General features: G+C 49.6%; 12 protein-coding genes. 6 read left to right on the top strand and 6 right to left on the bottom strand.

The window, feature by feature from the left end:
• Positions 1–4: 4 nt before the first annotated feature.
• The 6 genes from infA to LU633_RS15735 all read right to left on the bottom strand — a co-directional run bounded on the left by infA (position 5) and on the right by LU633_RS15735 (position 6,308).
• Positions 5–223, bottom strand: a complete 219-nt coding sequence (gene infA / locus LU633_RS15760) for a translation initiation factor IF-1 (protein WP_002211347.1) — start codon at positions 221–223, stop codon at positions 5–7.
• A gap of 347 nt (positions 224–570) precedes the next feature.
• Positions 571–1,263, bottom strand: coding sequence for a leucyl/phenylalanyl-tRNA--protein transferase (aat, locus tag LU633_RS15755; protein ID WP_016189682.1), 693 nt, complete (start codon positions 1,261–1,263; stop codon positions 571–573).
• A 32-nt stretch (positions 1,264–1,295) separates the two neighbouring features.
• Complete coding sequence (cydC, locus tag LU633_RS15750) at positions 1,296–3,023, bottom strand: heme ABC transporter ATP-binding protein/permease CydC (RefSeq protein WP_016189681.1); 1,728 nt, start codon at positions 3,021–3,023, stop codon at positions 1,296–1,298.
• 3 nt (positions 3,024–3,026) lie between these two features.
• Entirely contained in the window at positions 3,027–4,787 is a 1,761-nt protein-coding gene (gene cydD, locus LU633_RS15745; protein ID WP_040465275.1) for a heme ABC transporter permease/ATP-binding protein CydD, read from the bottom strand.
• 141 nt (positions 4,788–4,928) lie between these two features.
• On the bottom strand, positions 4,929–5,897 hold the full coding sequence (gene trxB, locus LU633_RS15740; protein ID WP_016189679.1) for a thioredoxin-disulfide reductase: 969 nt from the start codon (positions 5,895–5,897) through the stop codon (positions 4,929–4,931).
• Positions 5,898–5,990: 93 nt separating this feature from the next.
• Complete coding sequence (locus LU633_RS15735; protein ID WP_152664173.1) at positions 5,991–6,308, bottom strand: hypothetical protein; 318 nt, start codon at positions 6,306–6,308, stop codon at positions 5,991–5,993.
• A 117-nt stretch (positions 6,309–6,425) separates the two neighbouring features.
• Here LU633_RS15735 and lrp point away from each other — a divergent pair, with 117 nt between their 5' ends.
• The 6 genes from lrp to LU633_RS15705 all read left to right on the top strand — a co-directional run bounded on the left by lrp (position 6,426) and on the right by LU633_RS15705 (position 15,405).
• Positions 6,426–6,920: a leucine-responsive transcriptional regulator Lrp gene (lrp, locus tag LU633_RS15730; protein WP_006118610.1), complete on the top strand. Its 495-nt coding sequence runs from the start codon at positions 6,426–6,428 to the stop codon at positions 6,918–6,920.
• 118 nt (positions 6,921–7,038) lie between these two features.
• Positions 7,039–10,368 (top strand): DNA translocase FtsK 4TM domain-containing protein, encoded by a 3,330-nt coding sequence (locus tag LU633_RS15725; protein WP_040465274.1) that lies wholly within the window; start codon positions 7,039–7,041, stop codon positions 10,366–10,368.
• 204 nt (positions 10,369–10,572) lie between these two features.
• Positions 10,573–11,184, top strand: coding sequence for an outer membrane lipoprotein chaperone LolA (gene lolA, locus LU633_RS15720; protein WP_016189677.1), 612 nt, complete (start codon positions 10,573–10,575; stop codon positions 11,182–11,184).
• A gap of 65 nt (positions 11,185–11,249) precedes the next feature.
• Positions 11,250–12,539, top strand: a complete 1,290-nt coding sequence (locus tag LU633_RS15715) for a replication-associated recombination protein A (protein WP_046372255.1) — start codon at positions 11,250–11,252, stop codon at positions 12,537–12,539.
• Positions 12,540–12,630: 91 nt separating this feature from the next.
• Positions 12,631–13,923 (top strand): serine--tRNA ligase, encoded by a 1,293-nt coding sequence (serS, locus tag LU633_RS15710; RefSeq protein WP_016189675.1) that lies wholly within the window; start codon positions 12,631–12,633, stop codon positions 13,921–13,923.
• A 330-nt stretch (positions 13,924–14,253) separates the two neighbouring features.
• Positions 14,254–15,405: an MFS transporter gene (locus tag LU633_RS15705; RefSeq protein WP_016189674.1), complete on the top strand. Its 1,152-nt coding sequence runs from the start codon at positions 14,254–14,256 to the stop codon at positions 15,403–15,405.
• Positions 15,406–15,418 lie beyond the last annotated feature (13 nt).

The raw sequence follows: 15,418 nt of genomic DNA, 5'->3' as shown, positions 1-15,418 counted from the left end.
CGATTTAGCGACTACGGAAGACAATGCGGCCTTTGCTCAGGTCGTACGGGGTCAGCTCGACGGTAACTTTGTCGCCCGTCAGGATGCGGATGTAGTTTTTGCGCATTTTACCGGAGATATGAGCAGTAACCACATGTCCGTTTTCTAACTCAACGCGAAACATGGTGTTAGGCAACGTGTCCAATACGGTACCCTGCATTTCAATATTGTCTTCTTTGGCCATCGAATCCTCTGGGGGTTACAACCTTCATTTTTAACCGGCAAGATAATGCCGAATTTCAGGTATTATGTAAAGAATTGTTGGTGATTTCACCAGCATTAGCGCCTCTGCCAACAGGCAGAGAGGCAACGAATAAACTGTAAAATAATGACGTCAGCGTGGAGAATTGCGGGCTAAGAGTGGGTTTGCATTCGCTTCTGAGCGTAATGAAAACCTGATGACGAGATGCGTTAATATTCCCAGCCAGACCCGGTTCGCGATCCACAGGAAGCGAAGGGCGGACGACATTGCAAACGGGCGCAGTATATCACTGTTATCCACTTTTGCGTGGAAAACATCGTGTATTCATATCAAAAAAGCGTCTGTTGCTGCCAGCAGCTTTCGGCCAAAGGATGATGCGCCATTTCCTCCACAAGCCTCAGATAATGAGATCTGCTTATCTCCTCCGCACCCAGCGAGGCGGTATGTGGGTTCAGTACCTGACAATCGATCAATTTTCCGCCCTGTTGTGCGAAATATTGGCTGAAGACGTGCAGTGCAGTTTTTGAAGCATTTTCCCGGTAGCTGAACATTGACTCACCGCAGAAAATTAGCCCCAGAGCCATGCCGTACATGCCGCCAACCATCTCATCTCCCAGCCAGACTTCGATGGACTGTGCATGTCCGGCCTCTGATAGTTTCAACCATGCTCGTTTAACTTCGTGAGTGATCCAGGTACCTTCCTGGCGGTCACTGGCACAGCCTTCAAGCACACCATAAAAGTTTTGGTTCATTGTAACGCGATAGGGTGAATGCCGATGAAAACGCTTCATGCTTCTGCTGAGATGAAATTTATCTGGGTAAAGTACAGCGCGCGGATCCGGTGACCACCACAGGATAGGATCGCGCGCTGAAAACCACGGGAAAATCCCACGATAATAAGCACTTAGTAAACGGGGAGGGCTGAGATCGCCCCCTATTGCCAGCAGGCCGTTAGGTTCGCGCAGAGCCATTTCTGGCGGAGGAAAGCTGAGTGAATCTCTGGAAAGTTGGATCAGACGCATGAAAATAATCTCTTCCGCACCGAGGCCTCTGACTATAACGTAAATTGTTGATGAGAATACCAGTAGCATCCGCGCTTTGCGATTAAATCATGATGTTTGCCCTGTTCAACCAGGCATCCCTCTTCCATAACGCAAATCCGGTCAAAATGCGCCAGCCCACGTAATCGATGTGTAACCATGATCAACGTCTTATTTTTTGCCACCTCATGCAGCAGGGTGAGAATCTGCCGCTCGGTTTCAGCATCAAGGCCTTCAGTGGGTTCATCCAGCAACAGCAAAGAACCGCCGTGCAGCAGAGCGCGAGCGAGTCCCAAACGACGAAGTTCGCCACCTGAAAGCTGGCGACCTCCTTCACCAAGCCAGTTGTTCAATCCCTGACCGTCGAGAAGTAATCCATCCAGTCCAACCTGATATAACACATCGGTTAATTGTTCATCGCTGCTTTCTGATGCGGCCAGGCAAAGGTTTTGCCTCAGGGTTCCACTAAAAAGATAAACGCGCTGCGTCACCACACTGGTCATGCTACGTAACGAGGCTTCGTCCCATTTTTTAAGTGGCTGGCCATGAATAACAATGTCTCCGCTATCGACATCCCAGGCGCGCGTGAGCAGCTGCAATAGCGTGGATTTGCCACAGCCCGTTCGCCCCAGCAGAGCAATATGTTCACCGGCGCTCACGTCCAGTGAAACGTCATTCAGCACACTTCGGCCATTTGGGTAAGAAAAATTGACATTGTGTATACTCAACGCTGGCGTAGTCACCCCGCCTTGCTGGCGGGTGGGAAAAATAACGGCGGGCGGCTGATTGATTATCTGTGTTAATCGTTCTGCTGAAGCAATAACCTGCCCGAGGTGCAGGAAAGCGCCGCCGACGGGTGCAATTGCTTCAAAAGCGGCAAGTGCGCAAAAAACGAAAAGGGCAATTAGCGCCCCAGGGTGTGTCTCATTCCCGATACCACCAGCGCTTAACCAAAAAACCAGCACAACGCTGGTGCCAGTAATCAACAACAATAAAGCCTGTGAAAGACCTGTCAGACTGCTTTGTGTGCGCTGTACATTCTGCCATTTTGCTTCGGTCATCCGCAGATCATTTCTGAAGCGTTGAGCTGCGCCATACAATTTCAGTTCCGTCTGACTTTGCAGCCAGTCGGTAAGCTGTGCGCGGTACTGCGCCCGAAGGGCTGTTAACGTCTGACCTGCTGAAAGGCCCGGGCGATAAAAAAGCAGGGGAAGCAACAGTAAAGTTAACGTCAGTATGCCCCCCAGCAACAGTGCTAATTGCCAGTCCAGAAAACTTAACCCCGCTGTTATCGCAAGGATTACTATAAGTGCGCAAACGAAGGGGGAAAGGATGCGCAGGTAAAGATGATCCAGGGTGTCGACATCCGCAACCAACCTGTTCAGCAGATCGGTACGGCGAAAGTCTGTCAGCTTCGCCGGAGAGAGGGGAAAAAGTTTGCTGAAGGAAAACACCCGCAAATGTTCAAGTACTCTGAACGTAGCATCATGGCTTACTAACCGCTCAAAATAACGAGCAGCGGTGCGAACGATCGCTGCGCCACGAACGCCTGCTGCGGGTAACATGTAGTTGAAGCTGAACAACCCTGCCATGCCAGCAAGTGAAGAAGCCGCCAGAAACCAACCTGACAGGGTGAGCAGCCCAATACTGGCCAGCAACGTAATCATCGCCAGCACTACGCCCAAAGTCAGACGCCAAAAGTGACGGCGATACAGCGCAAGAAAAGGGCGTAAAATCTTCATAAATTATCCCCTGTCGCGTGAAATGAGTTGAGCAAACAGGCCACCCTCTTGTGAAAGTTGCTCGACGTTGCCTTGTTGAACCAGCCTGCCTTCGTGCATAAGCCAGATTTCATCCCACAGATGCAGTAAGTGTAAATGGTGAGTTACCAGTAAGGTGGTATGTTGGTAAGACGCTGCAATTAATGCTTTATTAACATGATATTCACTTCGGCTGTCGAGGCTGGCTGTCGGTTCATCCAGCAAAAGCATTTTACAGGATTTATACAATGCTCTGGCTACTGCGACACGCTGTGTCTGGCCAACAGAAAGTTTATCGGCCTGTTCACCGATTTCACTTGCGAGGCCGTCAGGTAAATGTGGGATGAACTCTGTCACGGCCGCTGTATCACAAATCTGCTGCAGTCTCGCCAGGTCTCTGCTGCCATCAGGCGCAATATTTTCAGCCAGCGTATTGGCTGGCAGGTGAGGATTCTGCCCGACCCATGCCAGGTGCTGGTGCCAGTATTTCTGTCGGACATCACGCAGCTCCACACCGTTTACGCGAAGCGAACCTTGATAAGGAAGATTGCCTAGTAGCACATTCAGTAATGATGTTTTGCCGGCACCGCTCTGACCAATCAGCACAACTCTTTTGCCAGCACTCAGGGTAAAATTGAGAGGGCCTGCCAGTAATGTATTGTGTGGTGAAAGTATCCTGAGTCCTTCAGCCACCACGTTGAATTCATGGCTGAAGTCCGGTTCCTGTTCGCCGCGTTCAGCTGGTATTTCTGCCGTTTCCGTCAGAAACGCTTCCAGCGCATCGGCTCCACCTATTGCCTGCGCTTTGGCATGATAAAATGTACCCAGCTCTCTCAAAGGGAGAAAAAACTCAGGTGCAAGAATCAGAGCCAAAAATCCTGCAAAAAGTGTCACCCCATGTCCATAGTGGCCAAAGTTGAGTTCACCCAGATACGAAAAACCAAAATAAACCGCGACCACGGCGATGGAAAGTGAAGCGAAAAATTCCAGCACGGCGGATGAGAGAAAAGCGAGGCGCAAAACGGCCATTGTATGCTGGCGAAAATTCGTTGAGGCCATGCGAATATCCTGCGTCTCCTTTTCTGCGCGATAAAAGAGTCTGAGCGTATCAAGCCCGCGTAACCTGTCAAGAAAGTGACCGCTAAGTCTTGCCAGCGCTTTAAAATTGCGCCGGTTGGCATCCGCAGCGCCCATTCCTGCCAGCGCCATAAATAACGGAATCAACGGCGCAGTGACAAACAGAATGACGGCTGCCACCCAGTTGATCGGCAACAAAATCAGCAAAATTAAGCAGGGAATAAGTGTTGCCAGCAGCATCTGAGGCAAATAGCGTGCAAAGTAATCCTGCATATCTTCAATTTGTTCGAGCAGCAAAGTGGCCCAGGTTCCCGCTGGTTTTCCCTGTATCCACGCGGGGCCGAGCACTTCCAGTCGGTTTAGCACGTTTTCACGGAGGTTTCTGCGAATAACGTTGCCATATTCAAATCCTGCTTTTTCTCGTAACCAAACCAGAAGAGCGCGCAGAAAAAAGCAGCCGATCAGCATAATAAACTGCGAAAAAAGGTTCTCGCGGGGCAGGTTATCGACAATCAGCGACTGAAACATGTCAGCCATCAGCCATGCCTGCGCCAGTATAAACAGCGCACTAAAAATGCCGAGAAGCTGCGAAAGCCGCAGCCAGCCTTTACCGTGGACGCTTTGGCATTTTAGCCAGCGCAATAGTTGTTGCTGCCGTGATTTATTCATATCTTTTGGGAAGCCCGCGAGTGAGCCGTCGGCGCGGCCCGTGATGAATCGGGAAAATTATGGTAAATAGTACCGTGCAGCAATTAAAAAGGCGACCAGTTATGGTCGCCCGCAGGAAAGTTAGCTCAACTTATTAACAAGTTACTGGGGCTTTTTAACTAACCCATCCAGATAGCGTTCTGCATCCAGTGCGGCCATACACCCCGTGCCGGCAGAAGTAATTGCCTGACGATAAATATGATCCATGACATCGCCCGCAGCGAATACGCCTGGAATATTGGTTTGTGTCGCATTACCCTGGAGGCCAGACTGAACTTTTATATATCCATTTTCCAGCTCAAGCTGATCTTTGAATATGGCGGTATTCGGGCTGTGACCAATTGCAACAAACAGGCCCGCAATATTAAGTTCTTTCGTCTCAGTATTATCCAGCGCTGAACGCAAACGAAGAGAGCTGACACCCATCTGGTCACCGATGACTTCGTCCAGCGTCTGATTGGTATGCAGCACAATGTTGCCATTGCGAACTTTTTCCATCAGGCGGTCAATAAGGATTTTCTCGGCCCTGAAGCTATCCCTGCGATGAATAAGGTGCACTTCAGCAGCAATGTTTGCCAGATAAAGCGCTTCTTCAACCGCAGTATTTCCTCCACCAATAACGGCAACTTTTTGGTTACGATAGAAAAAACCGTCACAGGTGGCACAGGCAGAAACCCCGCGGCCTTTGAATTCTTCCTCTGAAGGCAGTCCCAGATAGCGCGCTGATGCACCTGTTGCGATAATCAGCGCATCTGCGGTGTATTCCCCGTTGTCACCTGTCAATCTGAACGGACGATTTTGCAGATCAACGCTGTGGATATGGTCGAAAATGATTTCCGTGTTGAACTTTTCTGCATGTTCCTGCATGCGTTCCATAAGCCGCGGTCCTGTGAGATCGTGCGGATCGCCGGGCCAGTTTTCCACTTCAGTGGTGGTGGTCAGCTGACCTCCTTGTTCCATACCGGTAATCAATACCGGATTCAGATTGGCGCGAGCCGCATATACGGCGGCGGTATAGCCTGCCGGACCAGAACCCAGAATAAGTAATTTACTGTGTTTAACGGTGCTCATGAGACCCTCAACTGTTTTTATTTTCAGGATTGTTTGCGATTGTAGGGAATTTACCGGAGCAAAAAAAGCGTTCAGCGATTTTGTTCACAATGGTTATAACAGGCTAAATCGATTTAAGCTGATCCACTTTGGATAATAATGCGCAAAAACAGAGCAAATGATGATGCCAGATGGTGCAATAAGGCCAAAATATCTATTAAAAAATGGCCAGTTAGCAACACATACGGCATGTTGTACTGATTTAGGTTGTTTTACTTTGACAATCGGCTGGGCTTTTGCGAAAACATTATAGGAAGCAATGGGTGTTTCGGCTGGCGAATTAGTATAACTCGCTGATTTTGCGCTTTCGGTCAGATATACCCGGTCTGTCATTGGTAATGAAGCATGGTGTGGACAGACAACATGCTTCATGCGAATGGGCGGTAAATCTCGCAGCAGGCTCCAGACTTCACTTAGAACATCCCTGCGATAATTTAAATTGAGCAGGGGATGGCAGGTAAAGGGAAGGTTTTAAGAGAGACAATAATAATGGTAGACAATAAAAAACGGCCTGGTAAAGATCTCGACAGAATTGATCGTAATATTCTGAATGAATTACAAAAGGATGGGCGCATCTCGAATGTTGAACTATCCAAACGGGTAGGGTTATCTCCGACACCCTGCCTTGAGCGCGTTCGTCGCCTTGAACGTCAGGGGTTTATTCTTGGGTATACTGCTCAACTGAATCCACACTACCTTGATGCATCGCTGCTGGTATTTGTTGAGATTACTCTTAATCGTGGGGCCCCGGATGTGTTTGAGCAATTTAATGCTGCGGTGCAAAAACTTGAAGAAACTCAAGAGTGTCATCTTGTTTCAGGTGATTTCGACTATTTATTGAAAACGCGCGTTCCTGACATGTCGGCGTACCGTAAATTGCTCGGTGAAACCCTGCTACGCTTGCCGGGCGTTAACGACACGCGTACTTACGTGGTCATGGAAGAAGTGAAGCAAAGCAACCGACTGGTGATTAAAACGCGGTAACACACATCGGGTGCAAATCCTGACAGATTTCGGTACACTCCTGTGAATTCATACAGGTTCAGCGTCGGGTAAGCCCGGCGCTGCTGCTTTCATTGTTTACAAGCACCTGGAGATGCGCTTGAGCCAGGAATATACAGAAGATAAAGATGTTTCGTTACAACCGATGAGCAGCGGACGACGTCTGCTGGAAGCCTTGTTAATTATCGTTGCTCTTCTCGCCGTTTATTTAATGGTTGCTCTGGTGAGCTTCAACCCTTCCGATCCCAGTTGGTCACAGACTGCCTGGCATGAACCCATTCATAACCTGGGTGGTGGTGTGGGGGCCTGGCTTGCGGATACGCTGTTTTTCATCTTTGGCGTGATGGCTTATGTTATCCCGCCAGTAATATTGGGGTTTTACTGGATAGTTTTTCGTCAGTGCAACATGCAGGAGTATATCGACTACTTTGCTGTAGCATTGCGGCTTATAGGTGTACTTGCTCTTGTCGTGACAACCTGTGGACTGGCGGCCCTGAATGCAGATGATATCGGGTATTTCGCTTCTGGTGGTGTGATAGGAAGCTTGCTAAGTAATGCTATGTCACCCTGGTTTAGTGGTCCAGGAGGAACGCTGACATTACTGTTTATATGGGCTGCGGGCTTGACCCTTTACACGGGGTGGTCATGGCTGATAATTGCCGAAAAAATCGGCAGTGTGGTAATGGTCATCCTGACATTTGCCAGTAATCGTTCACGCAAAGATGATCGGTGGCAAGAAGAAGAGTACCAGAATGATGAGTACGAAGAAGAGTGGTACAAGAGGTCAGCATCTTCTGAGTCCCTGCCGCATCCATCTGATGAAAGTGATGATGTGCTCCTGTCTGCCCCGAAAAAAGCACGTCACGAAATTATTCAGCATAATAATGAAGATGACGCTCCATTTTTAGCTATGCCGCCCGCTTCAGTGAGGGCTGGCGAAGATTCAAAAATAGTACCGCAGCCTGTATCGCTTTCTGCAAGGCCAACACCACCAGTGATGGCAGCATCTGCTGATGCTCAAGGCCAAACCACAATTCCGCAACCTCTCCAAACGGCGTCTATACCAGACAAGAACGCACTGGCTGAATGGTCTGAGTTTACCGTGCCTGAAGAGGTACCAGCCATATCTTTGCCTCAGGTTGGCCAGGATGATGCTCCGAGCATGGGTAACTGGCGTGATGTATCTTTATCATGTGATTTTTCTTCGCAGGACGTTTCGCAGCCCGAAGATGTAAAACCAGCAGAAATACCTGCCGCCATGCCCTTTATGCCTGGATTGACAGCAGCCAGTGGGTCTGTAAATACGCAGGTGAAGCAGGGTGCTGGCCCTGAACTACCGCGCCCAAATCCGGTCAGGCTGCCGACTCGACGGGAGCTTGCTTCGTGGGGGATTAAATTACCTTCGCAGCGAATGGCTGAAGAGAAAGCTAAAGAAGATGCACTGCGTCAGCAAAGGGATCTGTCTCAGCCATCTGCCGAAACTGATGAAGGTGCGGAAGAAAGTGAACAGGCTCAGTTGCGCGAGGCTTTCCTTGCAGAGCAGCAGGATCGTTATGGTGAAAAATTTGCTGATGATGCTGATGAAGAGCGCGAGCAGGCAGAACTGGCGCGCCAGTTTTCAGCGCAACAGGAACAGCGTTATCAATATACGCAAGAACCGGAAGAAGGTCCGACTTTCCAACTCAATACGGCAGGCACTTTCGATTTCTCGCCGATGAATGACCTGGTCGATGACGGGCAAGGTGAACCATTGTTTACGCCCTCGGAGATTGTTGAGAGTCAGGATACCGTATGGCAACAGCCTGCCATACCGCCCCAACAGATATCATCCGTTGAGCAACAGCAAACTGTCATCACTGCTCAACCTGAAGCATCTGCACAGTCCGTTGCTGACAGCCTGTTCCATCCGTTTTTGGTACGCCATGAGCAACCATTGGAAAGGCCAACCACACCGTTACCCACTCTTGACCTACTGAGTGCTCCTCCGGCAGAAGCCGAGCCGGTGGATATGTTTGCTCTTGAGCAAACTGCTCGTCTGGTTGAGGCGCGTCTGGCTGATTATCGGGTGAAAGCGGAAGTGGTAGGCATCTCTCCTGGTCCGGTCATTACTCGTTTCGAACTTGACCTGGCACCAGGTGTTAAGGCCGCGCGTATTTCTAATTTGTCTCGCGACCTTGCGCGCTCCCTTTCTGCGGTTGCGGTACGTGTTGTTGAGGTCATTCCGGGCAAACCTTATGTTGGGCTGGAGTTGCCTAACAAACACCGTCAAACGGTCTATATGCGGGAAGTTCTGGAGTGCGATAAGTTCCGGGATAACCCTTCACCCCTTTCCGTTGTGCTGGGTAAGGATATTGCAGGGCAGCCTGTGGTCGCCGATCTGGCAAAAATGCCACATCTGCTGGTCGCAGGTACGACAGGCTCAGGTAAGTCAGTCGGCGTCAATGCAATGATTATCAGCATGTTGTACAAAGCCACGCCGGAAGATGTGCGATTTATCATGATCGATCCGAAAATGCTCGAGCTATCGGTTTATGAGGGGATCCCCCATCTACTCACGGAAGTAGTGACCGACATGAAAGACGCTGCAAATGCTCTGCGCTGGAGCGTTGGCGAAATGGAGCGGCGTTACAAATTAATGTCAGCGCTCGGCGTGCGTAATCTTGCTGGCTACAATGAAAAAATTGCTCAGGCGGCGGCAATGGGACGCCCTATTCCCGATCGATTCTGGAAGCCTGGCGACAGCATGGATAGCATACCTCCAGTATTGGAAAAGTTGCCTTTCATTGTGGTGCTGGTGGATGAGTTTGCCGATTTGATGATGGCGGTCGGGAAAAAGGTTGAAGAGCTGATTGCCCGACTGGCACAAAAAGCGCGCGCTGCCGGCATCCACTTGGTCCTGGCTACCCAGCGTCCTTCCGTTGATGTGATTACGGGACTTATTAAAGCAAATATTCCAACGCGCATAGCCTTTACCGTGTCGAGCAAAATTGATTCCCGCACCATCCTCGATCAGGGGGGAGCTGAATCATTGCTTGGCATGGGCGATATGCTATACATGCCCCCTAACTCTTCAATGCCAGTGCGTGTTCATGGCGCCTTTGTGCGTGACCAGGAAGTTCATGCCGTGGTACAGGACTGGAAAGCGCGCGGACTTCCTCAGTATATCGACAGCATCACGGCTGGTGAGGAAAGCGAAGGGGGGGCAGCTGGTATGGATGGTGATGAAGAACTTGATCCTCTGTTTGATCAGGCCGTGGGTTTTGTGGTTGAAAAACGCCGGGCATCAATATCCGGTGTGCAGCGCCAGTTCCGAATTGGTTACAATCGTGCTGCGCGCATTATTGAACAGATGGAAGCGCAAGGCATTGTCTCATCACCTGGTCATAATGGTAATCGTGAAGTGCTTTCACCACCACCTCATGAAATGTAATAATACTTCACCAAACTATTAACATTCAGGCGGGCCGGATTAACCGCGGCTCGTTGAGTCCCAGAACTGAAACGCCATATCAGACAGTGGTGGTTGATGGCATTCGGAACAGTCGTCTGTTGCTATTGTTCCAGCCTGAGTACAGTTATCCACATGAGCTTCCCTACGTTCAGGGATATAAAAGTTTTCAATAAGGATGCCGTGATGAAAAAAATAGTGCTTTCCTGCTGCCTGCTGGCGGCGTTCACTTCTGTAAGCGTATTAGCGGATGCCTCTTCCGATCTGCAACAGCGTCTTAATAAAGTGAACAGTTTTCATGCCAGTTTTACCCAGAAAGTAACTGATGGCAGTGGCCAGTCAGTTCAGGAGGGACAAGGTGAGCTATGGGTTAAGCGCCCGGACCTTTTTAACTGGCATATGACAGCACCGGACGAAAGTGTGCTGATTTCAGATGGGAAAACTCTGTGGTTTTACAATCCATTTGTTGAGCAGGTCAGCGCAACCTGGCTGAAGGATGCCACCAGCAACACGCCGTTTATCTTGATTGCGCGCAACCAAAATAGTGACTGGAAGCAATACAACATACGTCAGCAGGGTGACAGTTTCGAACTGACCCCTGAGTCAGCTGATGGCAATTTGAAGCAGTTCACGATTAATGTATCGTCTGATGGCACTATTCATCAATTCAGCGCGGTTGAGCAGGATGGGCAGCGCAGTAGCTATGCGCTGAAAAGCCAGAAAAATGGCGCGATTAGTGCCGATAAATTTCAGTTTACCCCACCAAAAGGTGTCACGGTGGACGATCAACGTCAGTGAGGTCAGCGTGCGTGAATCTGTCACTGGATTTTTCCCATAACAGTTTTCAACCGCTTGCAGCGCGGATGCGGCCCCGCACGCTGGTTGAGTATATTGGGCAACAGCATCTGCTGGCTGCTGGTAAACCTCTGCCGCGGGCGATTGAAGCAGGGCATTTGCATTCGATGATCTTATGGGGGCCGCCGGGTACAGGTAAAACCACGCTGGCTGAGATTATTGCGCATTATGCTTATGCCGGTGTCGAAAGAATTTCTGCGGTTACCTCTGGTGTTAAAGAAATTCGCGAGGCGATTGAACGCGCCCGACAAAATCGTGATGCGGGGCATCGAACTATCCTTTTTGTTGATGAAGTACATCGTTTTAATAAAAGTCAGCAGGATGCCTTTCTGCCGCACATCGAAGATGGCACCATTACATTTATTGGTGCCACCACTGAAAACCCTTCGTTCGAACTTAATTCTGCCTTGCTGTCCCGTGCCCGAGTTTATCTGCTGAAATCATTAACCAGCGAGGAAATTGAAGCAGTGCTGGGACAGGCAATGCAAGATAAGGAAAGAGGCTATGGCAACGAAAATATCAGGTTGCCTGCTGAAACTTGCAAAACAGTTGCCGCTCTGGTCAATGGTGATGCACGTCGGGCGCTTAACACGCTGGAAATGATGGCCGATATGGCCGAAGTCAACAGTACTGGAGAACGTGAACTGACGTTGCAGCTGCTCAATGAAGTTTCAGGGGAACGTAGCGCCAGATTCGATAATAAGGGTGACCGCTACTATGATTTGATTTCGGCACTGCATAAGTCTGTTCGCGGTTCTGCGCCTGATGCGGCTTTATACTGGTATGCCCGGATTATCACCGCTGGGGGCGATCCACTTTATGTGGCTCGCAGGCTGCTTGCTATTGCTTCAGAAGATGTCGGCAATGCCGATCCTCGTGCTATGCAAATTGCGATCGCAGCGTGGGATTGTTTTACCCGTGTCGGGCCAGCGGAAGGGGAAAGAGCAATTGCACAGGCAATTATTTACCTGGCCTGCGCCCCGAAAAGCAATGCCGTGTACACGGCTTTCAAGGCGGCCATGCGGGATGCCCGTGAAAGCCCGGATTATGATGTACCTGAGCATCTTCGTAATGCGCCAACAAAATTGATGAAGGAGATGGGGTTCGGAGAAGCCTATCGCTATGCGCATGATGAACCAAATGCCTATGCCGCCGGGGAAAATTATTTCCCATCGCAAATGGCACAAACGCAATACTATCAACCGACCTCACGCGGGCTGGAAGCGAAGATCGGCGAAAAGCTGGCCTGGCTGACAGAACAGGATCAAAATAGCCCGATAAAACGCTATCGTAGATAAGAGTGTTGCGGTAAGGTTAGCAATAAATCCAACGCATTCGCATACTGTATGTACCCTCTTATTACTTCAATATATTAATCACAGGATAAGCATGCTCGATCCCAATCTGCTGCGTAATGAGCCAGACGCAGTCGCTGAAAAACTGGCACGGCGAGGTTTTAAACTGGATGTTGAAACGTTGCGTTTGCAAGAGGAACGTCGCAAGGTTTTGCAGGTTGAAACGGAAACACTTCAGGCTGAACGTAATGCCCGATCCAAAACTATCGGCCAGGCTAAAGTGCGTGGGGAAGACATTGAGCCATTGCTGCAGGAAGTTAACCAGCTGGGTGAGCGCCTGGAAGCGGCTAAAGCGGAGCTCGATACATTACAAAGCGAGATTCGTGACCTGGCATTGACGATACCAAATATACCTGCAGATGAAGTCCCTCCAGGAAAAGATGACAGTGAAAATCTGGAGATCAGCCGGTGGGGTGAGCCGCGGCACTTTGACTTTCCCGTTCGCGATCACGTAGAACTTGGCGAGATGGCCCATGGACTCGACTTTGCCATGGGTGCCAAATTAACTGGCTCCCGCTTTGTGGTTATGCAGGGGCAAATTGCTCTGATGCATCGTGCACTGAGCCAGTTTATGTTGGATCTGCACACGGAGCAGCACGGTTACCTGGAAACCTACGTACCTTATCTGGTGAATCACGCCTCCCTGTATGGAACCGGGCAATTACCTAAATTTGGTGAGGATCTTTTCCATACGCGACCGTTGGAGGAAGAAGCCTCCAGCAGCGACTATGCCTTGATACCAACCTCAGAAGTACCACTGACCAATATGGTCCGTGATGAAATTCTTGAAGAGGAATCGTTGCCGCTGAAATTTACCGCGCATACACCTTGCTTCCGTTCGGAAGCCGGTGCTTATGGAAGGGATACCCGAGGTCTGATCCGTATGCACCAGTTTGATAAAGTTGAAATGGTGCAGATAGCCCGACCTGAGGAATCAATGCAGGCTCTCGAAGAAATGGTGGGGCATGCAGAGAAAGTACTGCAATTGCTGCAGTTGCCTTATCGCAAAGTATTACTGTGCACAGGTGACATGGGGTTTGGTTCTGGCAAAACCTACGATTTAGAAGTGTGGTTGCCTGCACAAGACACTTATCGTGAAATCTCATCCTGTTCAAATATGGGCGATTTTCAGGCCCGTCGTATGCAGGCCCGGTGCCGTAGTAAAACGGAGAAGAAACCACGTCTGGTTCACACCTTGAATGGTTCAGGGTTGGCGGTAGGTCGTGCTCTGGTTGCTGTACTGGAAAACTATCAGCAGGCCGATGGTCGAATTGCAGTGCCTGAGGTACTGAAGAAATATATGAGAGGGCTGGAATACATTGGCTAATTAATGCATTGAAGCCTGCTGGTTAACCAGCAGGCTTTTTTCTTTACTGCTTCAGTTTTGAGGCCTGACAGGTAAATAACTTAATATTTCAGCGAATTCTACAAGCAATAAATATCATCGATTAGCGTAATGTATAGTAAAATAAATTGATAAATTTCAATTTGATAGCTTCTATTCTGAATATGAATTTCACGCCGTATTGCGATTGCAGATAAAAAAATTAAATCCTTGTCGGGCAAATTGTGCGGTGGTCGATTTTAAGCCGTTGACAATAATTTCTTTACTGGCATGATGCGCGAAATTTCCCCGCCCTTTTGGTTGTTTTAAATAATGTCTACCTGGTCCCGACCCGTAATTGTCCTGCTTTGTGGTCTGCTGCTGCTTACTATCTCCATTGCCGTACTCAATACGCTGGTACCACTTTGGCTTACTCACGGTTCATTGCCGACGTGGCAGGTGGGTATGGTCAGTTCTTCGTGGTATAGCGGTAACCTGGTCGGGACGTTACTGGCGGGTACAGCGATAAAACGTTTAGGTTTCAACCGCAGCTATTACATTGCCTCGATTATTTTTGCGCTGGGTACAATGGCACTGATTTTTCAAAACGGTCTGCTGGCGTGGTCGGCGTGGCGATTTGTTGCTGGTATCGGTTGCGCATTACTCTGGGTGGTTGTTGAAAGCGCTTTACTTTGCAGCGGCACTATCCGCAACCGTGGGCAGTTGCTCGCTGCCTATATGATGGTTTACTACCTCGGCACCGTGGTGGGCCAGATTCTTGTCAGCAAAGTGTCAACGGAACTGATTCAGGTCATTCCCTGGGTAACGGGACTGGTGCTGGTAGCCATTCTGCCGCTGGTCTTTACGAAAATCATGGCAAAAAGCAATGATGAAGAGACTCAGCCATCACGTATGTGGTCAATATTGCGTTTACGTAGCGCACGTCTTGGGATTAATGGCTGCATTATTTCCGGTATTTTATTGGGTTCACTTTATGGACTCATGCCGCTTTATCTTTCTCACCAGGGAATGAGCGACTCAACGGTTGGTTACTGGATGGCTTTATTGATCAGCTCTGGCATCGTTGGTCAGTGGCCAACAGGACGTCTCGCGGACCGGTTCGGCCGCTTACTTGTACTTCGGGTTCAGGTATTTGCCATTATTATTGGTGCACTCGCGATGCTGGGCAACGCCGCAATGGCACCAGCACTCTTTATTCTCGGCGGGGCTGGGTTCACGCTTTACCCTGTTGCGATGTTATGGGCTTGTGAGAAAGTGGTGCATCATCAACTGGTTGCGATGAATCAGGCCCTGCTACTTAGCTACACTATCGGCAGCCTTGCTGGCCCTGCAATGACATCAGCACTGATGCAGAATTATTCCGATCATATGCTGTTTGTCATGATTGCCGGCGTGTCGCTGCTGTATCTGGTGATGCTACTGCGTAAAGCCGATCATCATGTTACGCCGATTGCGCATGCTTAAGCAGATCTGTTGC

The sequence above is a fragment of the Erwinia tracheiphila genome (genome assembly GCF_021365465.1).
GTDB lineage: Bacteria > Pseudomonadota > Gammaproteobacteria > Enterobacterales > Enterobacteriaceae > Erwinia > Erwinia tracheiphila.
Note: the sequence above shows the minus strand (reverse complement) of the source record. Positions and strands in the feature narration are given on the sequence as shown.